Here is a 25,410-nt window from a genome sequence, read left to right as displayed (position 1 = left end):
CACACAGCCAGCCGAGCCTAGGCGATTAGTCGATCAGAAGACCATTGAGCGAAATGTCTGTATAGCCCTACTGGCAGATTCGTGACCCATCCGCAACCGGTTCGCGCCCATCGACCTTGGACGTCGACACAAACCCTCAATACAGCGGTAACACGACCAGTTCACGCAGGTCAGAGGCGACCGCACACGACACGCCCCAGACATCAGATTCGGACAAGCCAGAAATGAATTGCTGGACATTGATACCAGTCAACAATGTTGACGATAAAGTAAACGACGTTTAACTACAACTTGCTCGCGCATGATTACCGAGAGAAAAACGGACACAAGACACCAAAATCCCCATCGAGGACGAAAGACTCACTTTTCTTTCGTCGCAAACGCCACCCCAGTGGACGCCCCGACATCTTCGAGTGATTCGTGGGATGACATGATGTTAATCAGATAAAAGCGTCAAAAGGAGCTGGTTACACCAAAGCACGCATACCCGAGACCTAACCCCTCGGCAGAGCTGTCCGAAACCACCGTTCGCATGCCCGCGGAGCCGATAGGGTCGGGAACGGCGACCGCCGTCATCCCACCGCAGCACCCAGCGAGAGAGGCATCTGCCGTGTCCGAAACAGTCCGCATGGTCTGCCCCGTAGGCCGTAAACACGTGGAGCTGTGGGCAGGTTACGCGCTGGTGGTACTCGGCGTCGTGGTGGTCGCGATCGACCCCGGGCACTGGGCCCACATCACCCTCGGCCTGCTCCTCGCCCTCGGGGGCGTCGGCCTGGCCGCGCACGGCCACATGATCAAGGCCCCCGTCCTGGAGGTCTCCGACGGCGAGTTCCGCTACCAGCGGGGCCGCTACATCGTGCGCGTCCCCTTCCACGACATCGGCTCCTACTACGTCCTGCCGGGTCGCATCCGCTCCCTGGGCCTGTGCGACTCCACCGGGCGCCCCAAGCGCTTCCCCTCGCTCCAGAGCCGCCGCGCCGCGCGCACGTACCTGCCGCTCACCGGGATGACCAGCCCCGCCAAGGTCGAGTCGTTCATGGCGGTGGCCGGCATTCCGCCGCGCAAGCGCTCCCTGACGTCCTGACCGTCCGGGTCCCCCTGGGACGACTCTGGACACATCAGACAATTACCCACCACGCGCCCCACAGACATACCGCTGCAAGCCGGTGTCATCTACCCTCGATGACGTGAAGCAGTCCAGAATCACCGCCATCCTGACCGTAGCGGGGATGCTCGCGGCCATGTGGGTTCTCGAGATCCTCGACAGCTTCGTCCTCCGGGGAGCGCTCGACCACGGGTTCGGCCTGCGCGCCTGGAACTTCGACCAGCCCTGGACCGTGCTGACCGCGCCCTTCATGCACGGCAACCTCGAACACCTCATCGGCAACTCGCTGCCGTTCCTGGTGCTCGGCTCCCTCGTGGCGTTCAGCGGCCTGGGCCGGTTCCTGCTCACCACGCTGATCGTCATCGTCGTCAGCGGGGTCGGGGTCTGGCTGTTCAGCTCGCCCTTCTCCCTCACCGTCGGCGCCAGCGGCCTGGTGTTCGGCTACTTCGGCTACACGGTCCTGCGCGGCATCGTCGAGCGCAAGACGGTCGACATCGTCATCATGATCTGCGTGGTCGTCTTCTACGGGACGATGATCTGGGGCGTCCTCCCCCAGTACCCCGGCGTCTCCTGGCAGGCCCACCTCTTCGGCTTCCTCGGCGGCCTGCTCGCGGCGTACCTGCTCCCCAGGAGGGAGAGGGCCCGCCAGCTCAACCAGGGCTACGGCGGCGCCCAGGGCGGCTACTACGCCCCCTGACCCCCCGACGACACGAACGGGCCGCCCCCTCGGGGACGGCCCGTTCACGCTTCCCGCCGCGGGCGCGGCGCGCGGCCTCGCGCGCCGCCGGCCCGGCGTGCTAGAACTCCAGGCCCTCGGCGGCCTCGCCCAGGGTGCGCTCCAGGAACTCCGGGTTCTCCGACAGCCAGGTGCGGGCGCCCGCCTGCGGGTCGTCGACGTCCTCGCCGACGGTCAGCACCTCGAGGGAGGCCAGCTCGTCGTCGGTCATCTCCCAGTTCCCGATCCACTCGCTGAGCTCCGGGTACTCCTCGGAGAAGCCGTCACGGCCGACCGCGTGGATCTGCTCGGCGTCGCCCATGAGGCCCTCGGGGTCCTCGAGGTCCTTCAGGTCGTGCTGCGCGTAGGCGGGGTGCGGACGCCACAGGGTGACGACGATGGGCTCCTCCTCGGCGATGGCCGAGTCCAGCTCGGCGAGCATGGCCGCGGTGGAGGACTCGACGAGCTCGAAGTCCTCGTCCAGGCCGTAGCCCGGCATCGCCTCCTCCTTGGTGACCCGGGTCAGGCCGGCGCCCGGGTCGATGCCGATGATCTGGCCGCCCAGCTCCTCGGCGTGGTCGGTCAGGTCGGCGATGCTGTTCACGTCCTCCATGTAGGTGGGGACGGTGATCGTCAGGACGGCGTTGTCGTACCAGACGCCCAGGTCCTCCAGCTGGTCGCCGTAGTCCTCCCAGTAGTCCGAGTGGGTGATCGGCAGCCAGGTGTCGAGGAACAGGTCCACGTCGCCGTTGGCGGCGCCCTGGTACATGGGGGCGACGTCGACGTCGGTGACGGTGACGTCGTAGTCCAGCTCCTCCAGGATCACCTCCCACATGGCGGTGGTGGCGATGCCCTCCTCCCAGGCGATCAGCGCGATGTTGATCTCCTTGTTGTCCCCGCCCTCGCCCTCCGCGGGGCCGGTCAGGTCCTCCCCGCCGCCACCGCAGGCGGTCAGGAGGAGTGCGGCGCTCATGCCGGCGGCGGACAGCGCGGTCATGCGCTTGGGGGTGTACATCGTGGGATTCCTTCCCTAGGTAATTCCGTGTGCGGGGCCGGGTCGGCTCAGGACGCCTGGGCGGAGGCGCGGGCCCGGGGCCCCTTGCGGGTGACGGCCGCGGTGAGGCGGTCGAGGAAGATGGCCAGGATGACCACGGCGATGCCGGCCTCGAAGCCGAGCGCGCCGTCGTTGCGCGTAATGCCCTGGTACACCTGGCTCCCCAGGCCTCCCGCGCCGACCATGCCCGCGATGACGACCATCGACAGGCCGAGCATGATGACCTGGTTGACGCCCGCCATGATGTTCGGGAGGGCCAGCGGCAGCTGGATGCCGGTGAGGATCTTGCGGCTCGGCGCACCGAACGCCTCGCCCGCCTCCACCAGCTCTCGGTCGACCTGGCGGATGCCCAGCTCGGTCAGGCGGACGCCGGGGGGCATCGCGAACACGATGGTCGCGACCACGCCCGGGACGGCGCCGATCGAGAAGAAGAAGATCGCGGGGATCAGGTAGACGAACGCGGGCAGCGTCTGCATCAGGTCGAGGACCGGCTTGGCGATCTTGCTGACCGTGTCGTTGTAGGCCGCGAGGACGCCGATGGGGATCGCGACGACGACGGCGATGGCGCTGGCCACGAGGACGAGGCCCAGGGTGTCCATGGCGTTCGTCCACTGGCCGACGGACGCGATCAGGGTGAGGGCGACGAGGGCGAACAGGCCCATCCGCCATCCGGCCACCGAGAGCGCGAGCAGGGCGAGCAGCAGGATCATCAGCAGCGACGCCGGGTTCGTGACCAGCGCCGGCAGCACGAGCCAGCCCAGCACGAGGAGGACGAGCCAGCCGCCCGCGACGACGGCGGTCCGGCCCCTCGTCGACCGGCCCGTCAGGCCCAGCACGGTGACGGCGATCAGGAACAGCAGCGAGATGCACAGGTAGGCGTCCACGTACTGCTGGTCGAAGAGCGTCATCGCCCACCCGAAGAACGGGCGTCCGAGGAGGTTCACGACGGTGTCGCCGAAGCCGAACTGTCCCTGGAGGACGTAGAGCAGCGAGACGGCGCCGACGATCACGGTCAGCGGCAGACGCCGGGTCCTCAGCAGCGGGGCCGCGACGATGACCGCGGCGATGAACGCGAGCTGGCCCGCACCCGGTTCGACGAAGAACCCGGACAGGGCGTCGACCGCCCAGCGGATGAACGCGCCGAGCGCGTCGAAGAAGAGGCCGAAGTTGGACTTGAGCCAGCTGTTGAACGCCTCGAAGCCCTCGCCGATCGGCAGGCTCGGTGGGAACTCCACGGGTGTCACGGGGTCTCCTTCCCCGCCGCGAGGGCGGCGAGCACGGAGTTGCGCGTCACCGTGCCGAGGACGCTGCCGTCCTCGGCCACCACGCGGAGGCGTTCGGCGGTGGTCATGTCGGCGTACAGGTCGGCCACCGGCGTGCTCGCGGCGACCTGCGGCGCGGACGCGTCGGCCTCGGAGGCGTCGGCGTCCAGGACGGAGGACGCGGTGAGCACGCGGGTCCGGTCGACGTCCTCGATGAACCGCTCGACGTAGTCGTTGGCGGGCTCGCTGAGGATCTCCTGCGCGGTACCGATCTGGGCGACGCGGCCGTCACGGAGCACGCAGATCCTGTCGCCGAGGCGCATCGCCTCGTTGAGGTCGTGCGTGATGAAGACGATGGTCTTGCCCAGGCTCTCCTGGAGCTCCAGGAGCTGGGTCTGCATGTCCCGCCGGATGAGCGGGTCGAGGGCGCTGAACGCCTCGTCCATGAGGATGATGTCGGTGTCCGCGGCCAGTGCCCTGGCCAGGCCCACGCGCTGCTGCATGCCTCCGGAGAGCTGTTCGGGGAGCTTGTCCTCCCAGCCGCCCAGACCCACCAGTTCGAGGGTCTCCCGCGCCTTGCGGCCGCGCTCGGCACGCGGGACCCCGCGGAGCTCCAGGCCGTAGGCGGCGTTCTCGAGAACCGTGCGGTGGGGCAGGAGCGCGAAGTGCTGGAAGACCATGCTGATCTTCTCGCCCCGGAGGTTCAGGAGTTCCTTCCTGCTCAGGGCGGTGATGTCCACGCCGCCGACCTCGACCGTCCCCGCGGTGGGTTCCAGGAGGCCGTTGAGCATCCGGATCAGGGTCGACTTCCCTGATCCGGACAGGCCCATGACGACGAAGATCTCGCCCGGTTCGACCTCGAAGGACACGTCGATGACGGCTGCCGTCACGTCGAGGTCGGCGATGGTGTCACGGTGGCTGCCGTCCTGGAGCCGCTCGACGGCGGCTCCGGACTGTTTCCCGAACACCTTGTACAAGTGGTCTGCGCGTACTGCTGGCACGGTCTCCTCTATGGGGCTGTCCTGGCCGCGAGACACACCAGGGCATACTCAGCCCCACTGCCGACCCGCGGTTCCCGCAGGTAGCTGGCTTGCGCAGGGCCCCCATGCGCCCCCTGGTCGGGGCGGTACCGCTACCTGGTTCACGTCGGGTGCAAACCCTACAGAGATACGTACGCACAGTTCAGACGGTTGGTAACCGGCAAATAACATGTTTAACCGACATAAAAACCGTCCGCCGACCTATGACACCGGATGTCGGCACCGCAAGACGTCTATATGTGATCTATGCCACTCTGCTTTTCATGGTGACCCTTGTCACATATGCGAGACAGATGCGTCGCGCGACGGTACGTGTCGATTCATAACCGTAACGTAAGCGTCCGGCCGATTCCAGAGCCGCCGCCGGTCAGGAGGCGTCGGGGCTGATGGGCGTGCGGACGAAGTTCTGGTGCGACCTGGACGGCGTCGGACCGCGCTGCCCCTGGTACCGGGAGCCGTAGCCCGCGGAGCCGTACGGGCGCTCCGCCGGGGAGGACAGGCGGAACATGCAGAGCTGGCCGATCTTCATGCCCGGGTACAGCTTGATCGGCAGGGTCGCCACGTTCGACAGTTCGAGGGTGACGTGCCCCGAGAAGCCCGGGTCGATGAAGCCGGCAGTGGAGTGCGTGAGGAGGCCGAGGCGGCCCAGGGAGCTCTTGCCCTCCAGCCGGCTCGCGATGTCCACCGGCAGGCTGACCACCTCGTAGGTGGACGCCAGCACGAACTCGCCCGGGTGGAGGATGAACGCCTCCTCCCCGTCGGTCTCGACCAGGCGGGTGAGGTCGGGCTGTTCGACCGAGGGGTCGATGTGGGGGTACTTGTGGTTCTCGAAGACCCTGAAGAAACGGTCCAGCCGCACGTCGATGCTGGAGGGCTGGACGAGGCCGGGGTCGTAGGGGTCGATCCGGACCCGCCCGGCATCGATTTCGGACTTGATATCGCGATCGGAGAGCAGCACGGTCCGAACCTACCGCCTGCGACAACGCACCATAGGCGGGACGGCCGGACCGCGGTTGCCGCGCCGAGTTGCCCATGGGGGGCGGAGTTGGGCTAGGATGGCGTGCGTCGACAACCGGACTTCCGGCGGTCACACGCGGATGTAGTTCAATGGCAGAACTTCAGCTTCCCAAGCTGATAGCGCGGGTTCGATTCCCGTCATCCGCTCCACACGGCAGAGGCCAGGTCAGACCGGATTTCCGGTGACCTGGCCTCTCGCGTTCCCGGGGCAGGCCCCCAAGGCCGTGCCACACACGTGCCACACGCCCGTCAGGGCGACTCCGCGGCGAAGTCACCGGACGTCGATCACCTCGATGGCACCGGTGGCGGTGTTCGTGCGTCGAAGGGACACCGGGCGGATGCACACGCCGTGGTCGGCGGCGACCTGTTCGGCCACCTCCCGGGCCAGAGGTTGCGCGGGCCGTTCGGCCCTCGTTGATTCACCGGTGGGCGTCGGCACCGGCCCGCCCCGTATCGAAGGAGTTCGAGACGGTATGAGCGCCACACCTAACCCGGAGAGGTTCTTTCTCCCCATGGTCGCCGTCATGTTCACGCTGATGTTGGCGGTCTCGTTGCCGCTCGCACTCCTGACGAGTTGGCCCACGTGGCTCACGGCCCTCATCGGGAGCGGCGCCAGCGGTCTGGTGAGCCCCCTCATCGTCCGCTGGATCCTCGACCGGCGCGAACGCGTCCGGAGCCGCCCCTCACGTAGCGCCGAGGAATAGCCCCCCTGCGCAACCGGCCCGCCGACCGGTCGCCTTCACCGCTCTCCTCACCGGAGTCGGAGTGCAATGGGTGGCACTGGAATGGCTGACCGAAGGGCGGGTCAGCGGTACGGCACTGGCTTCGACCGCTTTCTGGTCGGTGCTTCTGGCCAAGGCCGTCAGCACCTACAAGGGTGAACGCCGCGACGCCCCCGCGTCTCAGGCCGCCTCTTCGGCCGAGGAAGCCCCTGCCCCATAGACGTCGGCCCCGGCGGTGATGCCGTCGTCGGAGACGTGGGCGGCTCGGCCCCGCACCGGCGCCCACGGGCAGGGCCACGAACCCGGCCACCAGGTCGCGCCGCGCACCCACGCTTCCCACAAGCCCGCCTCGGAGGAGTTCTCCCAGTTCAGAGGCTCTCCTTGAGGTTCGGGAGGCGCCATCCCCGGTCGGCTCCGGAATCGACGTCTACTCTGTCCTTGATTTCGGAGAGTGCTCACACGATCCGGCACCGCGACGCGGCGCCCTCTCGTGGAGCGCTTCGCGGACCGTCGCGCTCACGCGTCCGCCCACGCCCCCTTCCCCGCCGGCCGCGCCGGTCCGGGTGACGGCTGGCGGGCGGCGGCCCCTGCGGCAGGCGTTCCCCCACCAGGAGACGAGGCGGAACCATGCACGAGCGCGTCGAGCACTCGAACACCCGCGGCACCACACCTTCCCCCGGGCTCGGGGGCGCCGCGGGCGGGACCCCGGCCCCGTCCTCGTCCGCCGTCGTCGCCGGGAGCACGCTCCTGGTCGAGCGGGCGCTCTCGGAGGGCCGGAGGAACTTCGACGCCCTCGGCCGTTCCTGGGACCTGCTGCCCGGGGTGTTCTCGCCCGCGCTCACCTCCAGCACCGGGTTCTACACCCGCCACCTCCCCTTCCCGCAGGGGGGCCGCTTCCTGGAGATCGGCTGCGGCGCCGGGGTGACCGCCGTGCAGGCCGCGCTCTCCGGGTGCGCCGGGGTGACCGCGGTCGACATCGGTCCCGCCGCCGCCGCGAACACCGCCCGCAACGCCCGGCGCCACGGCGTCTCCTCCCGGGTCAGGGTCGTGGTCGGCGACGTGTTCGACGCCGTCCCCGACACCGGGTACGACCTCGTCTTCTGGGCCATCCCCTACGTCGCCATGCCCGAGGGCTACGAGCACCCCTGCGATCTGACCCGCGCGGTCTTCGACGTCGGCCACCACTGCTGCCGCTCCTACCTCGCCGGCGCGCGCGCCGTTCTCGCGCCCCGGGGCCGGCTCTTCCTGGGGTTCGGGGACATCGGCTACCGCGACGCGATGGAGGACCTCGCGGCCGCCCACGGCTGGCGGCCCGAACTCCTGGCCGCCGAACGGGCCGAGCCCGATCACCACATCGAGCACCAGATGTTCGAGCTGCACGACACCACCCGCACGGCGGGGAACGCCTGACCGGACGCCGGCTCGCGGCCGTCGGCCCCCGGGGACCGCGTCACCCGTCGGTGCGGCGGAACCGGTACCACTGCGGGGAGGTGCGGTCCATCGGCCACCCCAGGCCGGCGGTGTCCGCGTCCTCGGCGGCGAGGAGCTCCCACCCCGGGAACGCCGCCTCGACGTCCGCCCGCGAGACGCCCTCGACGAGTCGGCTGTACCGCGACGGCCCGAACGCGAGCAGCAGCAGGGCGGCCCCCGGCGCGGCGAGCGCCGTCACGCCCCGCCCCTCCGCGGCCCGCTGGTCCGGGTCGAGGCCCTGGAAGCAGCCGACGTCGAGGAAGAGGTCGAACGCGCCCAGGCCGGCCGTCTCCAGGGCGGTCGCGTCGCCCACGGCGTAGGAGACGTCCGCAGGGCCCTTGCGCCGGGCCGCCGCGATCGCCGCCGGGACGATGTCGACGCCCACCGCCTCCCACCCGCGCCGGGCGAGCTCGGGGGTGAACTGTCCGCGTCCGCAGCCGATGTCCAGCGCCCGCCCGGGGCCGGTCGGGCGCTCCCGCGCCTCGCGGTCGAGGAGGGAGCCGAGCTGGGCCCCGCCCGCGGCGCCGTAGCGCTCCCAGGGCGTGAGGCCGAGACGATACATCCACGCGTATTTCGTCATGGTCCCAACGTAGGCCTGTCCTCCGGAGCGGTCCGGCCAACCCCCTTGAACCGCCTCCGGGGCAGCGGATCCGCACGTCGGGGGTCCGGGCTCCGCCGCCGGGAGCGGCGGATCCGACCGTTCCGGCGGCGCGAGCGGGGCGGGACCGCTGCTCCCCTGTCAGGGCTGCCGCGCCCGGCCCCGGCAGGAGCGCCGGTGGCCGGTCTCCGGGGCCTGGACCCCGCAGGCCCGGCTCCGCCTTCCCCTGCCTCTTCCGCGCGCCCGTACGCGGCGCCGCGTCGTCTATGGTTGGCGCGAGTAGATCCCTGATGAGACAGGGGTTCCGGGCGCGCCAGCGCCGGTTCCCCCGCTCTGTGGCGTGAACCCCCTTGCAGCGAGGTAGAGACCCCTATGACCGACAACTCGTCCCCGTCCACCCCCGACAGCTCCGGCCGGCCGCCTCAGATCGACACCACGCGGACCCACTCGGCCCGCATCTGGAACTACTGGATGGGCGGCAAGGACAACTACCCGGTCGACCGCGAGGCGGGCGACGCGGTGGCCGAGTTCTTCCCGGAGATCAGGGACCTGGCCCGCACGAGCCGTGACTTCCTGATCCGCGTGGTCACCCACCTGGCGGGGGAGGCGGGGATCCGCCAGTTCCTCGACATCGGCACGGGGATGCCCACCGCCAACAACACCCACGAGGTCGCCCAGGCCGTCGCCCCGGAGTCCCGCGTGGTCTACGTGGACAACGACCCCCTCGTGCTCGCGCACGCGCGGGCGCTCCTCGTCGGAACGCCGGAGGGGGCCACCGACTACATCGACGCCGACCTGCGCGATCCCGACAGGATCCTCGAGCAGGCCGCCCAGACCCTCGACTTCGACAAGCCCGTCGCGCTCATGCTCATGGGCATCCTGGGCCACGTGCCCGAGGACGAGATCATGCCGATCGTGGGTCGGCTCATGGACGCCCTGCCGCCCGGGAGCTACCTGGCGAGCTACGACGGCTCCAACACCAGCGAGGCCTACAACCAGGCCATCGAGGTGGGGAACAAGCAGGGCGACGTCCCCTACCTCCTGCGCAGCCCGGAGGTGATCGCCGCCCGCTTCGAGGGCCTGGAGCTGCTGGAGCCCGGCGTGGTCCCGTGCCCCCTGTGGCGTCCCGGCCCCATCGAGGTTGGCACCCGCCGCGGCATGGACCAGTACGGCGGGGTGGCGCGCAAGCCCTGACCGGGACAGCGGTCCCGGGGGCGCCGTCCCGGGCCGGGGCGGCACCCCCGCCCCGGCCCGGACAGCGCACTAGGGCGTGTTCCGTGGATGCTGTCCGTCGCGAGCGGCGCATCCGGTGCGTTCATCGCAAGGCCGAAGAAGGAGTCAGGGTGGGGTCCTGTCGACAGATGAGAACGCCGCGAGGGGCGTGCCGGGGCGACGCGCAGCAGGGCGAGTGTCCGCGGAACACGCCCTAGTCGGGGCGGGCGAAGCGGCGCGCCCCGACGAGCAGGAACACCGCGCCGAAGACGGTCAGCGCCATCAGCTCCCCGGAGACCGGCGGCCGCACGCCCCACAGTTCCAGGCCGCGGAACATCCCGTCGGCGGCCCCGGACGGCAGGTGGGAGACGAGGACGCGCCTGGCCGCGTCGACCGCGTAGGTCAGGGGGTTGAGGGCGGTGAGGGCGACGAGCCAGGACGGCAGCCCGTTGAGCGGGAAGAACGCCCCCGACAGGAACACGAGGGGCCCCAGGAGCAGGCCCGTGGCGGCCTGGAAGCTCTTGGGGCTGGGCACGCAGACCGCCAGCAGCGCCCCGAGGCAGGTCATGGCGAACGACGCCGGCGCCAGCACCGCGACGAACCCTGCGAAGAGGAGCGGGTCGTAGGGCACGCCCGCGAGCCCGGCGAAGAGGAGCAGGATCCCGCCGTGGCACGTGGCGATGGTGGTGCCCGCCAGGACCTTGCCGAGCAGCAGCGACTCCCGGCGCACGGGCGCCACCAGCATCTCCCGCAGGAAGCCGAACTCCCGGTCCCACAGGATGGAGGCGCCGGTGGCGAACGCCGGCGGCTGGATGGCCATCACGAGGACGCCGGGGAAGAGGAACGTCACGTAGCCGACGCCGGAGCCGTCCTCGGGGACCACCGTCCCCAGCCCCACGCCCAGGGCGACGAGGATCAGCAGGGGTTGCAGCAGGCTGATGACGAGGTGCATCCGCTCGCGCTGGAACGTGATCATCTCGCGCTTCCACACCGCGGCCGCCGCGCGTCCCTCGGAGGCCAGGCGCGCGGCCGTCGGGGGGACCGTCGGCGCGGGGCTCACGCGTCTCCCCCCTCTGCGGGCTCCGAACCGATGCTGCGGCCCGTGTAGTGCAGGAACACGTCGTCCAGGGTGGGCCGGACCAGGGACACCGACGTGACGGAGCCGCCGAGGGCCGCCATGACCGCCGGGAGCACGGCCGCCCCGTCCTCGACCCGCACGACCAGGGCGCCGTCCTCGACGGAGGGGCTCAGCCCCAGGGAGTCGGCCAGCCGCCGCGAGCACTGCCCGGGGTCGGAGGCGACCAGCACGATGCGGTCGCGGCCGATCCGCGAGCGGAGCTCGGCGGGAGTGCCGAGGGCCACGACCCGCCCCCGGTCCAGGATGGCGATCCGGTCGCAGTTGTCGGCCTCGGACAGATGGTGGGTGGTGAGCAGGACGGTGGCCCCCGTCTCGCTCCGCATCCGGTGGACGTGGCGCCAGACCTCGGCCCGGCTGTGCGGGTCGAGGCCGACCGTGGGCTCGTCCAGGAAGAGCACGTGGGGGCGGTGCAGCAGGCCACGGGCGATCTCCAGGCGGCGCTTCATCCCGCCGGAGAGCGTGCGGACCAGGCTGCGCCGCCGGTCGAGCAGGTCGGCCAGGGTCAGCATGGCCACGACGCGCTCGCGCACCTGGCGGCGGGGGACCCCGTAGAGGGCGGCGTGGATGGCCAGGTTCTCCTCCGACGTCAGCTTGTCGTCCAGGGTGGAGCCCTGGAAGACCACGCCGATGGACCTGCGGACGGCGTCGGGGGAGACGCGGACGTCGTGCCCGGCCACCCACAGTCCGCCGCTGGTGGGCCGGGTGAGCGCGCAGAGCATCGAGATGGTGGTGGACTTGCCCGCCCCGTTGGGTCCCAGGAACCCGAAGATCTCCCCGGGGTGGACGAGGAGGTCGAGTCCCCGGACCGCTTCGACCCCCGGGTAGGTCTTGACCAGTGCCTCTGTCCTGATCGCCGCCGGGGGCGAGGATTCGGTCCGATCCCCTGGCGCCTTTGAGGACGTCACTTCGAGCGGAACTCGGGCCTGTGTTCCTGGTTCCAATTCGCTCCTCATGGGGGCAAAACCATCCGGCTCGGGGGCCGAGCCGGGTCATCCCGCCCCACCGGCGTTTTCGCGGGGGGTGGAGGGGGATCACTACCCCTGGCAAGACTACCCAAGGTAGTCGGCCATTAACAAAAAGTTGCTAGATCTGGAGGACTCATGTCCGCACAGGAACTGCCCCGCGACGCCGGATCGCTCGACACCACCGCTCTGATCTCCCTCGGGGCCGAGACCGAGCTCATCTCCGAGCGGCTCAACCTGGAGTGCCGCAACACCTGCGTCTCCGGCTTCACCATCCGCTGCGACGGCTACTCGCTCTAGTCCGGCCCGGACCCGCCCGGGTACCGCCGACCCCCCGAGACGACCGTGACGCACCCCGTCGAGGCGCCGTGAGCACGAGCGCCGGACCTTCCGACGCGGGCCGTCCGGAGACGATCGCCCTCCTCCACCTGTGCCATGAGGGAGCGCTGCCGACCGGGGTGGACGGCAGCGCGGGGCGGCGGTCCCGGGACCGGGCCCCCTTCACCCCGCCGCACGCCGGGTTCACCGTGTGACCCCGACGCGCCGGCCGCGGGGCGGTCGGCCGCTCAGCCGGCCGCCCCGTCTTCGACACCGACGACCACGAGGGAGACCAGGGTGCGGGAGCACACCGGCACACGCACGTGCACGGTCGGCATACGGGAGCGGGCCGTCGAGGCGGGCCGGGTGGTCTCCGACTACGGCCCCTGGACCGACGTGGCGCTTCCCGGACTCGACCTTCCGCCCCAGGGGTGGAAGATCCACGTGTCGGCCCGGCCGGTCACCCTCCTGTCCACCGTCGAGCGCGTGCTCCCCCTGCTGCTGCGCACGCCGTGCAGGTTCAAGTTCGCGCGCACCACGGAGGCCATGCGCGAGCTCAACTCCCACCACAACCGCCCCGGGGCCGTCGGCAAGGGCGTCACCGTCTACACCCGCCCGGACGACTTCGCCGGCCTGGCCGAGAAGCTCGCCGCCGAACTCGTCGGGGTGGAGGGGCCCGGCATTCCCAGCGACCGCAGGCTGCGGCCGGACGCGCCGGTCTACTACCGCTACGCGCCGTTCGCCGGCGTCTACGGCATCGACGGCAACGGCGACTTCCAGCTGGTCCTCCACGACGCCGAGGGACGCGAGCGCCCCGGCGCCGCGGACGGGCGCTACCAGCCGCCGGACTGGCTTCCCGACCCGTTCACGGGGCAGCCCCCCTCCCCCGGCGGGTCCGACCGGGAGCCGGTCCTGCTCGGCGGCCGCTTCCTGGTGCCCGGCGCCATCGCCCACACCGCGGTGGGCGGCGTCTACCGGGGCTCCGACCGGGAGTCGGGCGCGGGGGTGGTCGTCAAGGAGCGCCGCGCGTACACGGGCGAGGACCTCGACGGGTCCCGCGACGCGCGCCACCGGCTGCGCGGCGAGGCCGCCGTGCTGCGCCGCCTGGAGGACGTCGCGGGGGTCCCCCGCGTGGTGGACCACTTCCGGCACGGCGCCGACGAGTTCCTCGTCACCACGGACGTCGGCCCCCGGGACCTGCGCACCGACGTGGCCGAGAACGGCACGTACACCACCCCGGAACGCGACCTGGAACGCCTGGGCCGCGACCTGCTCGGGCTGCTGGACGCGGTCCACGGGCGCGGCGTCCTCGTGCGCGACCTCGCCCCCAAGAACATCGTGCTGGCCGACGACGGCGCCCCCTCCCTGGTGGACTTCGAGATCAGCAGCCTCGACGGCGACCAGGTGCACGGCTGGACCCCGGGGTACTCCTCCCCCGCCCAGGAACGCGGCGAACCGGCGTGCGAGGAGGACGACCTCTACTCGCTGGGGGCCACCCTGCTGTACGCCGCCACCGGCACCGAGCCGGCCGCCCGCTCCACCCGGGCGGTGCCCGACGACGGGCGCGCCCGCACCCTCCTGGCCTCGCTGGGCGACGGCGTCCCGCCCTGCGCCCGCGCGGTGCCGGGGCTGATGTCCCCCGACCCCGCCGAGCGCAGGGCGGCGGCCGACCTGCTCCGCAGGGGCGGGGACCATCCGCCGCTCCGGGCCGAACCGCGCTACACCGTCACCCCGCACTCCCTTCCCGCGCTGGTCGCGAGCGCCCTGGAGCAGACCCGCGGTGTGGCGCGCGACCTGCTGTCCGGACGCGGCGGCTCGCCGGGAGGACGGCCCAGCCCCACCAACCTGTACCGGGGCGCGGCGGGCGTGGGCACGGAGCTGCTGCGCCAGGGGGACGCCGAGTCCCGCGGCCTGGCCCGCGCACTGGCGCACTGGACCGCGGGTTTCCTCACGCTGCGCCGGTCGCTGCCCGGCCTCCAGGACGGCGAGGCGGGCACCGCCCTCTTCCTGGCCGCGGCGGCCCGCGAACTGGACGAGCCGACCCTGGCCGACGCGGTGCGCCCCCTGGCGCGGACCGCCCCGGAGTCGGTCCCCGAGACCGACTACTCGTCGGGGCTGGCGGGGATCGGCCTGGCCCAGCTCCAGCTGTGGCGTCTCTGCGGGGACGGGTCCCGGCTCGACCTGGCGCAGGGCTGCGCGGAGCGGCTCGTGGCCTCGGCCCCCGCGGAGGGTCTGCGCGCCTGCCCGCCCGACCTGCGCGACCACGAGGAGGTGACGACGCGGCTGGGGTTCGCGCACGGCGTCGCGGGCGTCGCCCACTTCCTCCTGTGCCTGGAGGCCGCCACCGGCGACACTGCCGCGGGTGCGGAGGCCGCGGCCTGCCTGGAGGTGCTGGCCGGGTTCGTCCCGGGGCTGGTCTCGGCCGCCTCCGCGCCCGAGGCCCGGCCCATGGCCGCCTCCTTCTGCCAGGGGCTCACCGGGATCGGCGGGGTGCTGCTCCGGGCCGGCTCGGTGCGGGGCGAGCCCCGCTACACCGGGCTCGCGGAGACGACCGCGTCGCACTGCCGCGCCCTCGCCCCGAAGATGCAGGTCGCCTGCCAGTGCTGCGGGCTGGCGGGGGTCGGTGAGTTCCTCCTCGACACCGCCGGGCTCACGGGCGGGGCGGCGTACCGGGACGCGGCCGTGGACGTCGCCGGGCTGGTGCTGGTGCGCTCCGCCGGGACCCCGGAGGCCCCGGTCTTCCTCGACCACACCCGTGAGCCGGGCGGCGGCTGGGCGACGGGGGTCTCCGGGGTCCTGTCCTTCCTGCGCCGGCTCGACCGTGGCGGTCCCCGGGACTGGCTCGGGGACGAACTCCTGGCCGCCCGCCGCTGACCGCCGCCCGGTCCGCGCCGCGTCCCGGCCCCGCGCCCCCGCGGGGGTCGTCGCCGGCGGCGGCGCGGTGCGGTTCCTCGGCCACACGCGGTACGCGGCCGACGGGGGCCGACGGCCACGGTGTCCGCGGTTCCTCTGCGGCACCGGCTCCCGTGTGTGGCACACGGTGCCCGGGAGGGGTGGGAACACCCTCCTCGGACGAGACGGCCCCGCGGCGGCCGACCGCCCCGGGCGCTGTCGGCGCTCTCACCTGCGACGGTTCCGTTGCCTTCCCGTGACCGTGTTTTGGGCGTGGTCACCGGGGCAGGGCAGGACGACCCGACGACAGGAGGTGCCCCCAGTGGAAACCGGAACCGTTGTCATCATCGTCATCGCGGCAATCGTCATCATCGCCGTGGGAGTCGCGCTCGCCGCGCGCTCCTCGATCCTCCCGGCCCGGCGCACCGCCCGGCTCAAGAAGCGCTTCGGCGCGGAGTACTACCGCGCCGTGGAGGCCCACGGCGGCAGGGCGGCCGCGGAACGCGAGCTGTCCGAGCGGCTCGACCGCCACAAGGGCATGAGGCTCCGCAGGCTCACCGACCGCGAGCGCGAGGCGCACGCCGGCACATGGGCCGCGGTGCAGCAGGAGTTCGTGGACGACCCCGTCAGCGCCGTGCGCAACGCCCGCGGGCTGGTCGAGGGGATCATGTCCGACGTCGGCTACGCCGACCGCGCCCCGGCCGAGGACCGGGGCTTCGAGCAGCGCGCGGGAGACCTGTCGGTGGACCATCCCGCCGCCGTGGCCGAGTTCCACCGCGTGCGCGGCGCCGTGCGCCCGGCCGGGGCCGACCGGGTCGGCACCGAGGGCCTGCGCGAGGAGCTGGTGGCCTTCCGGGGCCTCGTGGAGGCCCTGTTGGGCGGGCTGCCCGAGTCCCCCGGCACGACCCCGACCGAGGCTCCGGGCAGGACCGTGACCGGTCCGGCGCGGAGCGGGACCGATACGGAGGTGGACCGGTGAGAGAGCACGACGAGACCGCCGCACCGGCGGACAGGAAGCAGAGCGGCGTCCGCCGGACCCCGCGGGCGCAGGAGCGCGAGGACGCCGGCGGCCGGACGACGCCCGGGGCCGCCGGGGTCCGGCGGCCCCCGGCCGAGGAGGTGCCGGAGCAGCGGCGACGCAGCGGGGTCCACGCGGACCCGGCACGGGCGGCGGGGCCCGCCCCGACCGCGCCCCCGCCCCCTGCCCCGGACGCGGCGTCCGGCGCCGCGCGGGCGGTGACGGTCGACGCCGAGGTGTCCGACCCCGCCTCCGCCCCCTCTCGCCCTGACGCGCCGGCCCCGGCTCCCGCCGGGTCCGCGCCCTCCGGCCCGCGCGGCGCGGAGGACCCGGCGAGGCGGCTCGGGCCACGCGGCATGGACCCGGGGGACGTGCGGGCGCGCTGGCAGGAGACGCAGGGCGGGTTCGTCGACGATCCGCGGGGAACCGTGCGCGAGGCGGACGTGCTGGCGGCCGAGGTCGCCGACGCCGTGATCGCCGGGATCGAGACGCGCCGGGCCGCGCTCCGCTCCGCGTGGAGCGAGGGCGACGGCTCGGACACCGAGTCCCTGCGCCTGGCCCTGCGCGACTACCGCTCCTTCGTCGAGCACCTGGTCGACGCGGGCAGGTGACGCGGACACGACACGCGGGCCGTGCGGCACCGGGCCGCACGGCCCGCGTGTCCCGACCGTTCCGCTGTACTCGCCCCGGGGCCGGGTCTACCGTCACTGTCATGGGCACCAGGGGAACGGTCACACGGACACGGCTCGTCGACCGCGCACGCGAGCTGCTCGAGGCCCACGGTTACGCCGGAACGGGTCTGGAGCAGGTCCTGGCCGCCAGCGGCGCCCCCCGCGGCTCCCTCTACTTCCACTTCCCGGGAGGGAAGGACGAACTGGTCGCGGCGGCCCTGGAGTCCGCCGGGGCCGAGATCGGGTCCCGCATCCGGGAGCTCTCCGAGGAGGCTCCCGACGCGGCCGCCCTCGTCCGGGGGGTGGTCGACCTCTTCACCGCCAGGATGGAGGGGTCGGCGTTCACCAGGGGCTGCCCCCTGGCCGCCACCGCCCTGGACGTCTCGGCCACCAACGACCTGGTGCACACCGTGTGCAGGAGGGTGTACTCCTCCTGGCAGGCCACACTCGCGCAGCGCCTGGTGGCCGAGGGGCGCGGGGCCGAGGAGGCGGACGCCGACGCCTGGTCCGCGCTCTCCCTCGTGGAGGGGGCGCTCCTGCTCTCCCGCGCCACGCGCGACCGCGGGCCGCTCGACCGGGCCCGGGGCACGGCCTCCCGGCTCTTCGGCGGGGAGTGACCCCGCCCGCGGCGGCCCGGGTCAGGAACGCGCCCAGACCCCCGAGGTCCCCCTGCGGTGGCTGTCCACCAGGTGGGTGTCGACCATGCCGATCGCCTCCATGAGGGCGAACACGGTCGTCGGACCGGTGAACGAGAACCCCGCGCGGCGCAGGGCGCCGGCGAGGGCGGCCGACTCCGGCGACTCGGTGGGGATGTCCTCGACCCGCGCGGGGGCCGGGGTCCGCTCGGGCCGGAAGGACCACACCAGGTCGACCAGCCCTCCCGCTCCGCGCAGGGCGACCGCGGCCCGCGCGTTGCGGACCGTGGCGCGGATCTTCCTCTCGTTGCGCACGATGGAGGCGTCCCCCATCAGCCTCTCCACGTCCTCCTCGCCGTACCCGGCCACGGTGTCGGGGTCGAAGCCGTCGAAGGCGGTGCGGAAGGCCGGCCTCTTGCGCAGGATGGTGGCCCAGGAGAGTCCCGCCTGGAACGCCTCCAGGCTGATCCGCTCGAAGACGCCGCGCTCGTCGCGGACGGGCATCCCCCACTCGGTGTCGTAGTAGTCGCGCAGCAGCGGGTCCGCCGCCGCCCAGGGCGGCCGCACCAGCCCGTCCTCGCACACCAGCGCGCCGCTCTCCGTGGCGGCGAACCGCGCCTTCCCCGGTTTCTCCGGCATCTCGGATGTCCTCTCCACGGCCTCGGCGCCGACCGGCCCGCCGCGTCCCGTCCGCCACCCCTCGCGCTCCCCCGGCGCGGTCGGGGCGGTCCCCTTGCGCCCTCGACGGTACGCGGTCCGCGCCGCGTGAATCCACGGGAACGCCGCACACGGAAGACGGCCCCGGCCCCCGACGACACGCCGAGGACACCCCGCAGCCACCTTCCGGACACCTTTCGCGCACTCCTGGCGACCGGGCAATTCCACAGCGTCATGGCGGGAGGTCCGACCGGGCCGAGTTCTTTTCGCGGCCGTGCGCACCGGAACCCCTACAGGACAGGGGAACCCGAAAAAAACGGACAACCGCCACGGAGACACCAGCAACAACGGGGATTGACACACGTCACACGGTGATCCAATCTGGTTAACAGTTAACAGTTAACCGAAGGGAAGACATGTCGGAGATCCTGCCCATCAAGCAGCGGGCACTCGGCGAGAAGGTCGCCGGAGAACTCCGGCGCCTGATCGTCACCGGGCGCTACGCGCCCGGGACGTCGCTGGTCGAGGGGCACCTCGCCGAGCAGTTCGACCTGAGCCGCGGACCGATCCGCGACGCCCTCAAGATCCTCGCCTCCGAGGGGCTCATCGACACCAACCGCCGCAGCGCCACCGTCGTGGGCCTGGGCGGGGACGACATCGACGAGCTCTTCTCCCTGCGCGGATCCCTCGAACAGCTCGCCCTGGAGATCGGCCTGAACCGCGACCGGGCCGGGCTCGCCGAAGGCCTCCGCGCCCCCCTGGAGCAGATGCGCAGGGCCCGCGAGGAGCGCGACCCCGACGCCTTCACCGCCGCCGACGTGCGCTTCCACTCGGTCTTCTACGACGTCGCCGGCCACCGCCGCCTCGCCGACGTGTGGGCGCAGTACCGGCCCACCATCGAGGTGCTCCTCCTGGCCTCCAACGAGCGCTACGAGGACCTCGGCCCCTCCGTCCGCGCCCACGAGGTCCTCGCCGGGCTGGTCGAGTCCGGCGAGCCCGAGGCCGTCCTGGAAGAGCTCCGCGGCCACCTGGACAACGCCAGGCTCAGGCTCAGGGCCCCCTACACCCAGCCCGCGACCCACTGACCCGACGGGACCGCACCGCGTCCCGTCGTCCCTCGGCTCATGTCCCGCGACCGACCCACGGAGCCGATTCCACCGAAACACCGGAGAGCACCATGCGTTCCACCACCTTCCGCCTGACCGCGGCCGCACTCGCGGTCACCGCCCTCACGGCCGGCTGCGCCGACCGGGGCGGCGTCAGCGAGGACGCCGCGGACTACCCCAGCCAGGACATCACCCTCGTCGTCCCCTACGACGCCGGAGGCGCGTCCGACCTCGCGGCCCGCACCCTGGCCGCCCGGATGGAGGACTCCCTGGGGCAGAGCATCATCGTGGAGAACCGCAGCGGCGGCGCCGGTTCCGTGGGACTGGAGAACCTCGCCGGGCGGGCGGCCGACGGCTACAGCATCGGCTACCTGCCGGTCGAGACCGTCATGCTCGGCTACCAGGGCTACGACGTCGACCCGGGCGCCTACGACCTCGTCGGCCAGATGGTGTCGGTCCCCGCCACCATCGCCGTCCCCGAGGACAGCCCCTACGAGACCCTCGACGACCTGGTCGAGGCCGCCCGCTCCGAGCCCGGGGCCCTCTCGGTGTCCAACTCCGGCGCGGGCTCCATCTGGGAGGCCGCCACCACCGAGCTGGGGCGCGCCACGGAGACCGAGTTCCAGCCGGTGCCCTTCGACGGCGGCGCCCCCGCCGTCACCGCCGCCGTCGGCGGCCAGGTGGACGCCGTGGTCGCGGGCATCTCCGAGACCGCCCCCGCCCACGCGGACGGCCGGCTCCGGGTCCTCGCCCTCTTCGACTCCCAGCCCTCCGACTCGCTCCCCGGCGTGGAGACGGCGGCCGAACAGGGCGTGGACGTCGTGATCGGCGGCTGGGGCGGCATCGGCGCGCCGGCCGGCCTCCCCGACGAGGTGCGCACGAAGCTGGAGGAGGCGTTCTCCGAGGCGGCCGACTCCGACGAGTTCAGGACGATCATCGCCGACTCGGGGAACATCCCGGTCAACGTGCCCTCGGAGGAGTTCTCCGAGTTCGTCGACCAGGAGCACACCCGCTTCGGCGCACTGCTCGAGGGCCAGGACTGAGCACCGTGGCCGACACGAGCACGACCCCGGACGCGCCCGCCCCCGGCGGGCCGCGTCCGGGACGCAGACCGCGGGACCTGGTCCCCGCCGCCGTCGGCGCCGCGCTCGCCGCGGGCGCCTTCGCCCTGGCCGCGCAGATCCCCGAAGGGGCCCGGCTCACCCAGTTCAGCCCGAGGTGGTGGCCGGAGACGCTGGCCGTCCTCCTGCTGGTGCTGAGCGCGTGGCTGGCCGCGGGGGCGCTGTTCCGCCGCTCCGCGACCGCGGAGGAGGACGGGCCCGAGGCCGCGACCCGCCAGGGGGCGTGGCGGCTCGTCGCGATGCTCGCGTCGATCGCGGGCTACGGCGTCCTCTGGTACTTCGTCGACTTCCGGGTCTCCACGGCTGTCCTGTTCGCGGCCCTCACCTGGCTCGGCGGAGGCCGCGGGTGGAAGGCGCTGATCCTCTTCCCGATCGCCGTGACGGCGATCCTCTACCTTCTGTTCGGCGTCCTCCTGAGAGTGCCACTATGAGTCCGATCGTCGAGGGCTTCAGCGCCCTCCTGGACCCCATGGTCCTGCTGTGCATCGCCGCGGGCGCCCTCCTGGGCATGCTCGTCGGCGCCTTCCCCGGCGTGACGGCCACCATGGCGGTCGCCCTGGCCAGCGGTTTCACGCTCTCCCTCGAACCGCTTCCCGGCCTCGCGGTCCTGCTCACGATCTACGTGGCGGCGAACTTCGGCGACCGGGTCCCGGCGATCCTCGTCAACACCCCGGGGACGCCCGCGTCGATCGCCACGACCTTCGACGGCTACGCCATGGCCCGCCAGGGCAGGGCGGGCCTGGCCCTGACCTCGTCCGCCTTCGCCTCCGCGTGGGGGACGCTCGTCGGCGTCGTCCTGCTCATGGTCGCCGCGATCCCGCTGTCCCGGCTGGCCCTGAACTTCGGCCCCGCCGAGATGTTCGCGCTGGTCGTGTTCGGCCTGACGATGATGATCGGGGTGTCCGGCGGCCGGCTCGTCAAGGGCCTCATGGCGGGCGGCCTGGGCCTGCTCCTCGGGGCCGTCGGCCGGGACCCCATCACGGGCACGCCGCGGTTCACGTTCGGCCTCCCCGAACTGTCCGACGGCATCCCCTTCATCGCCGCGATCATCGGCCTCTTCGGCATCGCGGAGGTCATGAACCAGATCCTCGTGCACCGCCGGGGCCGGGAGGCGGAGCCGATCAAGGAGTTCGGCCGCTGGTTCCCCAGGCGCTCGGACTGGCGCACCATGCTCAAGCCGATGGCGATCGGCAGCGGCGTCGGCGGCGTGGTCGGCATCGTGCCCGCCACCGGCGGGGACATCGCCGGCATCCTCGGCTGGGACCAGGCCCGCAGGGCGTCCAAGCGGCCCGAGGAGTTCGGCAAGGGGTCGCTGGAGGGCATCACCGCCGCGGACACCTCGTCCAACGCCACCCTCGGCGGGTCCGTGACCACCACCCTGGCGCTGGGTCTGCCCGGCGACTCCGTGATGGCCGTGATGATCGGCTCGATGGTCGTCTGGGGCATCCAGCCGGGCCCGTCGCTGTTCGCGAACCAGCCCGACCTGGTCTACAGCATCGCCGGGATCATGCTCATCGCGACGGTGGTCGCCCTCGTGATCAGCGTGCTGCGCATGCGCGGCGTCGCCAAGCTCCTGGAGCTCCCGCAGCACTTCCTGTGGGCGGTCATCCTCGTGTTCTGCATGGTCGGCACCTACGCCGTGAACAACAGCGTCCTCGACGTCGCCGTGATGCTCGTGTTCGGCCTCGTCGGGCTGTTCCTGAAGCGCTTCGGGATCCCGCCGGGGCCCGTCGTCCTCGGCCTGATCCTGGGCGGCCTGGCCGAGGGCAACCTCCGCCGCGCCCTGGAGATCGGCGGCCCGGAGAACATCCTGACCAGCCCCATCGCACTCGGACTCCTGGCGGTGAGCGCGCTCGCCCTCGTCGTGCCGCCGCTGCGCACGGCGTGGGGCGCGCGCCGCGCCCGCGCCGCCTCCGAGAACACCACCACCCCGGCGCCCTGACCCGGATCCGCCGGCAGCCGCCCCTTCCCCACCCGAGGAGAACCACGCATGTCCGTCCACGCGAAGGTGATCACCGCCCTCCCGACCCCGTTCACCCGGGACGAGGCCCTCGCCCCCGACGCCGCCACCGCGCTGTTCACGGCGGTCCGCGACCGGGGCGTCGACGGGGTGTTCGTCGCAGGGACCACCGGAGAGTTCACCGCCCTCGACGACGACGAGCGGACCGGGGTGATCGGACTGGCCCTGGACGTCTTCGGCCCGGAGCGGGTCTACGCCCACGTGGGCGCGGCCGCGCCCCGACAGGCCGAGTCGCTGGTCCGCGCCGCCGTCGGCGCGGGGGCCACCCGGCTCGCCGCCGTCACGCCCTACTTCCTGCCCGCCCCCGAGGACGCGCTGGTGCGCTACTACGAGCGCCTGGTGGCGGCGGCCGGTGGCGCGGAGGTGCACGCCTACCTGTTCCAGGTGCGCTCCACCACCCCGGCCGCGCCCTCGGTGCTGCGCCGCCTCGCCGACGCCGGCGTCCGCGGGGTGAAGATCAGCGGTGAGAGCGACGCCTCGGTGTCGGCGTACCTGGCCGCGGCGCCCGCGGGGTTCGACGTCCTGTCCGGCAACGACATCGCCTTCGAGGAGTTCGTCCGCGCGGGCGGCCTCGGCGTGGTCTCCGGCGTCTCCTCCGTCTTCCCCCGGCCGTTCGTGGCACTGCGCGACGCCCTGAACAGCGGGGACACCGAAGGCGTGCGCGCGGCCCAGCCCCTGGTGGCCCGCGCGGTGGCCGCGGTCCGCAGCGGCAGCATCCCGCACCTCAAGGCCGGGCTGGAGGTCCAGGGGCTCCCCGCCGGACCCGCGAGGGTCTGCGGCGACGCCGTCTCCGAGGCCGACCTGGAGGTCCTCAGGGAGACCGCGGAGGCCCTGGCCTGACCCCGCGGCCCGGGTCCCGGACCCGGCCGCCCGACGCCCCCGTGGCGTACACACGACCCGCCCCAGGGGGCGGCGGACCGAGAGGCGAGTGAGCGCGGATGGCGCTGAAGAAGATCATCAACCGACCCGAGGACTTCGTCGACGAGGTCACCGAGTCACTGCTCATGGCGCACCCCGACCGCCTGCGGGCGGCGTCCGGCGACCGCAGGGCGCTGGTGCGCGCCGACGCGCCGGTCGAGGGCCGCGTCGGCATCGTGACCGGGGGCGGGTCCGGACACCTGCCGCTGTTCCTCGGCTACGTGGGCCGGGGACTGGCCACGGGCGTGGCCGTGGGGAACGTGTTCTCCTCCCCCTCCGCCGAGCAGATCGCCGCGGCGACGCGCGCCTCCCACGGGGGCGCGGGCGTGCTGTACCTGTACGGCAACTACGGCGGGGACGTCTACAACTTCGACCTGGCCGCCGACGTCGTCGCGGCAGAGGGCATCGCGACGGCGACCGTGCTCGGCACCGACGACATCCTCTCCGCGCCCCGCGGCAGGGAGGCCACCCGGCGGGGTGTGGCCGGGCTGTTCTTCGCCTACAAGACGGCGGGAGCCTCCGCCGAGCGCGGCGACGACCTGGAGGCGGTGCGGTCGGTGGCCCGGCGCACGGTGGACGCCACGCGCACGATGGGGGTCGGCCTGTCCCCCACCATCCTCCCCGCCGCGGGCGAACCCACGTTCACGCTCGCCGAGGGGGAGATGGAGGTCGGCATCGGCATCCACGGCGAGCCGGGCAGCCACCGGGGGAAGCTGGAGACGGCCGACGAGATCACCGACCGCTTCCTCGCCGAGATCCTCGGCGAACTGGAGCCCGCGCCCGGCGACCGTGTCGCGGTCCTGGTGAACGGCCTGGGCGCCACCCCCCTGGAGGAGCTGTACCTGGTGTACCGCCGGGTCCACCAGGTGCTGGGCGAGCGCGGCGTGGTCATCCACCGGCGCTACGTGGGCGAGTTCGCGACGAGCCTGGAGATGGCGGGGGCCTCGGTCTCCGTGCTCCTGCTCGACGACGAGCTGGCCGAGCTGATCGACGCCCCCGCCGCGTCCCCGTTCTTCGGCCAGGGGAACACGGAGGCGCCGGAGCCCCGCGCCGCCGGGGTCGGGGCGCCCGGTTCCGCGGCCGTCCGGGGCCCGGCCCCCGCCGTCCGCCGTACCGGCGCCGCCGGCGCGCTGCGCGGCGCGCTGGTCGCGGCCATGGAGCGCATGCCCGCGCACGCGGAGGAGCTGCGGCTGCTGGACTCGCGCCTCGGCGACGGCGACCTGGGCATCACGGTCTCCTCGGGGGCGGAGGCCGTGCGCGAGGCGCTGCTCGCGCTGCCGGAGGACGCCCACCACGCCGACGTGCTGCGCGCGGCGGCGACGGCGTTCGCGTCGGCCAACCCCTCCACGTTCGCCGCGCTGACCGGCGCGGGCGTGCTCGCCGCCGCGGCCGAGTCGGAGGAGCTCGCGTCCGTCTCGGTCCGCGACGCCGCGCGCCTCACCTCCGCCGTGTCCCGCCGGGTGCGGGAGCGGGGCGGTGCCGAGCCCGGCGACAAGACGTTCGTGGACGGGCTCCTCCTGGTGGAGGAGGCCCTGGAAGGGGCCGACGACCCGGTCGCCGCCGTGCGCGCCGCCGCCTCCGCGGCCGGGCGCGCCGTCGAGGAGACCAGCGGGCTGACGTCGGCGAAGGGCCGCGCCGCCTGGGTGGGCGAGCGCGGGGCGGGCGAGCGCGACCCGGGCTCGGTCGCCCTCCTGCGGTTCCTGGAGGAGCTGCGCGACGTCCTCTCCTGAGCGCGGCCCCGTGGCGCCTCTGTGGGGGT

27 protein-coding genes and 1 tRNA gene are annotated in these 25,410 nt (G+C 72.8%); 19 read left to right on the top strand and 9 right to left on the bottom strand.

Features of this window, described 5'->3' with window-relative positions:
• The first annotated feature begins 610 nt into the window (after nucleotides 1-610).
• Both ACWGL3_RS15855 and ACWGL3_RS15850 read left to right on the top strand, forming a co-directional pair.
• Complete coding sequence (locus tag ACWGL3_RS15855; RefSeq protein WP_267947064.1) at nucleotides 611-1,084, top strand: hypothetical protein; 474 nt, start codon at nucleotides 611-613, stop codon at nucleotides 1,082-1,084.
• 103 nt (nucleotides 1,085-1,187) lie between these two features.
• On the top strand, nucleotides 1,188-1,802 hold the full coding sequence (locus ACWGL3_RS15850; RefSeq protein ID WP_267947065.1) for a rhomboid family intramembrane serine protease: 615 nt from the start codon (nucleotides 1,188-1,190) through the stop codon (nucleotides 1,800-1,802).
• Between the two features lie 100 nt (nucleotides 1,803-1,902).
• Here ACWGL3_RS15850 and ACWGL3_RS15845 read toward each other — a convergent pair whose 3' ends face one another.
• The 4 genes from ACWGL3_RS15845 to dcd all read right to left on the bottom strand — a co-directional run bounded on the left by ACWGL3_RS15845 (nucleotide 1,903) and on the right by dcd (nucleotide 6,134).
• Nucleotides 1,903-2,835, bottom strand: coding sequence for a glycine betaine ABC transporter substrate-binding protein (locus ACWGL3_RS15845; protein ID WP_267947066.1), 933 nt, complete (start codon nucleotides 2,833-2,835; stop codon nucleotides 1,903-1,905).
• Nucleotides 2,836-2,882: 47 nt separating this feature from the next.
• The gene (locus ACWGL3_RS15840; RefSeq protein ID WP_452461461.1) at nucleotides 2,883-4,118 is read right to left on the bottom strand and encodes an ABC transporter permease; all 1,236 of its coding nucleotides are present in this window, start codon (nucleotides 4,116-4,118) and stop codon (nucleotides 2,883-2,885) included.
• Nucleotides 4,115-5,113, bottom strand: coding sequence for a quaternary amine ABC transporter ATP-binding protein (locus tag ACWGL3_RS15835; RefSeq protein ID WP_344183598.1), 999 nt, complete (start codon nucleotides 5,111-5,113; stop codon nucleotides 4,115-4,117). Before ACWGL3_RS15835 ends, ACWGL3_RS15840 begins: the two co-directional genes overlap by 4 nt.
• A gap of 430 nt (nucleotides 5,114-5,543) precedes the next feature.
• Nucleotides 5,544-6,134: a dCTP deaminase gene (gene dcd, locus ACWGL3_RS15830; protein WP_267947068.1), complete on the bottom strand. Its 591-nt coding sequence runs from the start codon at nucleotides 6,132-6,134 to the stop codon at nucleotides 5,544-5,546.
• A 135-nt stretch (nucleotides 6,135-6,269) separates the two neighbouring features.
• On the opposite strand from dcd, the gene ACWGL3_RS15825 reads away from it, so the two are divergent.
• Nucleotides 6,270-6,343, top strand: a tRNA-Gly gene (locus tag ACWGL3_RS15825).
• Nucleotides 6,344-6,464: 121 nt separating this feature from the next.
• Here the strand turns inward: ACWGL3_RS15825 and ACWGL3_RS15820 are convergent.
• Complete coding sequence (locus tag ACWGL3_RS15820; protein WP_267947069.1) at nucleotides 6,465-6,632, bottom strand: hypothetical protein; 168 nt, start codon at nucleotides 6,630-6,632, stop codon at nucleotides 6,465-6,467.
• 34 nt (nucleotides 6,633-6,666) lie between these two features.
• Here ACWGL3_RS15820 and ACWGL3_RS15815 point away from each other — a divergent pair, with 34 nt between their 5' ends.
• The 3 genes from ACWGL3_RS15815 (at nucleotide 6,667) to ACWGL3_RS15805 (ending at nucleotide 8,325) form a co-directional block, all read left to right on the top strand.
• The gene (locus ACWGL3_RS15815; RefSeq protein ID WP_267947070.1) at nucleotides 6,667-6,897 is read left to right on the top strand and encodes a hypothetical protein; all 231 of its coding nucleotides are present in this window, start codon (nucleotides 6,667-6,669) and stop codon (nucleotides 6,895-6,897) included.
• A 70-nt stretch (nucleotides 6,898-6,967) separates the two neighbouring features.
• A complete protein-coding gene (locus ACWGL3_RS15810; protein ID WP_267947071.1) occupies nucleotides 6,968-7,135 on the top strand; it encodes a hypothetical protein in 168 nt (55 codons plus the stop codon).
• A gap of 407 nt (nucleotides 7,136-7,542) precedes the next feature.
• Nucleotides 7,543-8,325, top strand: a complete 783-nt coding sequence (locus tag ACWGL3_RS15805; protein ID WP_452461460.1) for an SAM-dependent methyltransferase — start codon at nucleotides 7,543-7,545, stop codon at nucleotides 8,323-8,325.
• Between the two features lie 40 nt (nucleotides 8,326-8,365).
• On the opposite strand, the gene ACWGL3_RS15800 is transcribed toward ACWGL3_RS15805, so the two are convergent.
• Nucleotides 8,366-8,965 carry a class I SAM-dependent methyltransferase gene (locus ACWGL3_RS15800; protein ID WP_267947073.1) on the bottom strand — a complete coding sequence of 200 codons (600 nt, stop codon included), beginning with the start codon at nucleotides 8,963-8,965 and terminating at the stop codon, nucleotides 8,366-8,368.
• A gap of 390 nt (nucleotides 8,966-9,355) precedes the next feature.
• Here ACWGL3_RS15800 and ACWGL3_RS15795 point away from each other — a divergent pair, with 390 nt between their 5' ends.
• Nucleotides 9,356-10,177 carry an SAM-dependent methyltransferase gene (locus tag ACWGL3_RS15795; protein WP_344183580.1) on the top strand — a complete coding sequence of 274 codons (822 nt, stop codon included), beginning with the start codon at nucleotides 9,356-9,358 and terminating at the stop codon, nucleotides 10,175-10,177.
• A gap of 232 nt (nucleotides 10,178-10,409) precedes the next feature.
• Here ACWGL3_RS15795 and ACWGL3_RS15790 read toward each other — a convergent pair whose 3' ends face one another.
• Together ACWGL3_RS15790 and ACWGL3_RS15785 are read right to left on the bottom strand one after the other, a co-directional pair.
• On the bottom strand, nucleotides 10,410-11,255 hold the full coding sequence (locus tag ACWGL3_RS15790; RefSeq protein ID WP_452461459.1) for an ABC transporter permease: 846 nt from the start codon (nucleotides 11,253-11,255) through the stop codon (nucleotides 10,410-10,412).
• Complete coding sequence (locus ACWGL3_RS15785) at nucleotides 11,252-12,238, bottom strand: ATP-binding cassette domain-containing protein (RefSeq protein WP_267947076.1); 987 nt, start codon at nucleotides 12,236-12,238, stop codon at nucleotides 11,252-11,254. The genes ACWGL3_RS15790 and ACWGL3_RS15785 overlap by 4 nt, the downstream gene beginning before the upstream one ends.
• Before the next feature lie 195 nt (nucleotides 12,239-12,433).
• Here ACWGL3_RS15785 and ACWGL3_RS15780 point away from each other — a divergent pair, with 195 nt between their 5' ends.
• From ACWGL3_RS15780 to ACWGL3_RS15755, 6 genes are all read left to right on the top strand, one after another.
• Nucleotides 12,434-12,595 (top strand): cinnamycin family lantibiotic, encoded by a 162-nt coding sequence (locus tag ACWGL3_RS15780; RefSeq protein WP_267947077.1) that lies wholly within the window; start codon nucleotides 12,434-12,436, stop codon nucleotides 12,593-12,595.
• A gap of 68 nt (nucleotides 12,596-12,663) precedes the next feature.
• Entirely contained in the window at nucleotides 12,664-12,828 is a 165-nt protein-coding gene (locus tag ACWGL3_RS15775) for a hypothetical protein (RefSeq protein WP_267947078.1), read from the top strand.
• Between the two features lie 82 nt (nucleotides 12,829-12,910).
• A complete protein-coding gene (lanL, locus tag ACWGL3_RS15770) occupies nucleotides 12,911-15,487 on the top strand; it encodes a class IV lanthionine synthetase LanL (protein ID WP_267947079.1) in 2,577 nt (858 codons plus the stop codon).
• A 340-nt stretch (nucleotides 15,488-15,827) separates the two neighbouring features.
• Nucleotides 15,828-16,484, top strand: a complete 657-nt coding sequence (locus ACWGL3_RS15765) for a hypothetical protein (protein WP_267947080.1) — start codon at nucleotides 15,828-15,830, stop codon at nucleotides 16,482-16,484.
• Nucleotides 16,481-17,134: a hypothetical protein gene (locus tag ACWGL3_RS15760; protein ID WP_452461458.1), complete on the top strand. Its 654-nt coding sequence runs from the start codon at nucleotides 16,481-16,483 to the stop codon at nucleotides 17,132-17,134. Before ACWGL3_RS15765 ends, ACWGL3_RS15760 begins: the two co-directional genes overlap by 4 nt.
• A gap of 101 nt (nucleotides 17,135-17,235) precedes the next feature.
• Complete coding sequence (locus ACWGL3_RS15755; RefSeq protein ID WP_267947082.1) at nucleotides 17,236-17,811, top strand: TetR/AcrR family transcriptional regulator; 576 nt, start codon at nucleotides 17,236-17,238, stop codon at nucleotides 17,809-17,811.
• A 21-nt stretch (nucleotides 17,812-17,832) separates the two neighbouring features.
• Here the strand turns inward: ACWGL3_RS15755 and ACWGL3_RS15750 are convergent, their stop codons facing one another.
• Entirely contained in the window at nucleotides 17,833-18,468 is a 636-nt protein-coding gene (locus tag ACWGL3_RS15750; protein ID WP_267947083.1) for a DNA-3-methyladenine glycosylase I, read from the bottom strand.
• Nucleotides 18,469-18,902: 434 nt separating this feature from the next.
• On the opposite strand from ACWGL3_RS15750, the gene ACWGL3_RS15745 reads away from it, so the two are divergent.
• The 6 genes from ACWGL3_RS15745 to ACWGL3_RS15720 all read left to right on the top strand — a co-directional run bounded on the left by ACWGL3_RS15745 (nucleotide 18,903) and on the right by ACWGL3_RS15720 (nucleotide 25,381).
• Nucleotides 18,903-19,571, top strand: coding sequence for a GntR family transcriptional regulator (locus ACWGL3_RS15745; protein ID WP_267947084.1), 669 nt, complete (start codon nucleotides 18,903-18,905; stop codon nucleotides 19,569-19,571).
• 92 nt (nucleotides 19,572-19,663) lie between these two features.
• On the top strand, nucleotides 19,664-20,635 hold the full coding sequence (locus ACWGL3_RS15740) for a tripartite tricarboxylate transporter substrate binding protein (protein WP_267947085.1): 972 nt from the start codon (nucleotides 19,664-19,666) through the stop codon (nucleotides 20,633-20,635).
• A 5-nt stretch (nucleotides 20,636-20,640) separates the two neighbouring features.
• Nucleotides 20,641-21,144 carry a tripartite tricarboxylate transporter TctB family protein gene (locus ACWGL3_RS15735; protein ID WP_267947086.1) on the top strand — a complete coding sequence of 168 codons (504 nt, stop codon included), beginning with the start codon at nucleotides 20,641-20,643 and terminating at the stop codon, nucleotides 21,142-21,144.
• Nucleotides 21,141-22,655 carry a tripartite tricarboxylate transporter permease gene (locus ACWGL3_RS15730; RefSeq protein WP_452461457.1) on the top strand — a complete coding sequence of 505 codons (1,515 nt, stop codon included), beginning with the start codon at nucleotides 21,141-21,143 and terminating at the stop codon, nucleotides 22,653-22,655. The genes ACWGL3_RS15735 and ACWGL3_RS15730 overlap by 4 nt, the downstream gene beginning before the upstream one ends.
• A gap of 48 nt (nucleotides 22,656-22,703) precedes the next feature.
• Nucleotides 22,704-23,573 carry a dihydrodipicolinate synthase family protein gene (locus tag ACWGL3_RS15725; RefSeq protein ID WP_452461456.1) on the top strand — a complete coding sequence of 290 codons (870 nt, stop codon included), beginning with the start codon at nucleotides 22,704-22,706 and terminating at the stop codon, nucleotides 23,571-23,573.
• A 98-nt stretch (nucleotides 23,574-23,671) separates the two neighbouring features.
• On the top strand, nucleotides 23,672-25,381 hold the full coding sequence (locus ACWGL3_RS15720; RefSeq protein ID WP_352982298.1) for a dihydroxyacetone kinase family protein: 1,710 nt from the start codon (nucleotides 23,672-23,674) through the stop codon (nucleotides 25,379-25,381).
• Nucleotides 25,382-25,410 lie beyond the last annotated feature (29 nt).

Source organism: Nocardiopsis sp. NPDC055824 (genome assembly GCF_053616335.1).
The sequence above is the reverse complement of the archived record's forward strand: the minus strand, read 5'-3'. Positions and strand labels throughout refer to the sequence as shown.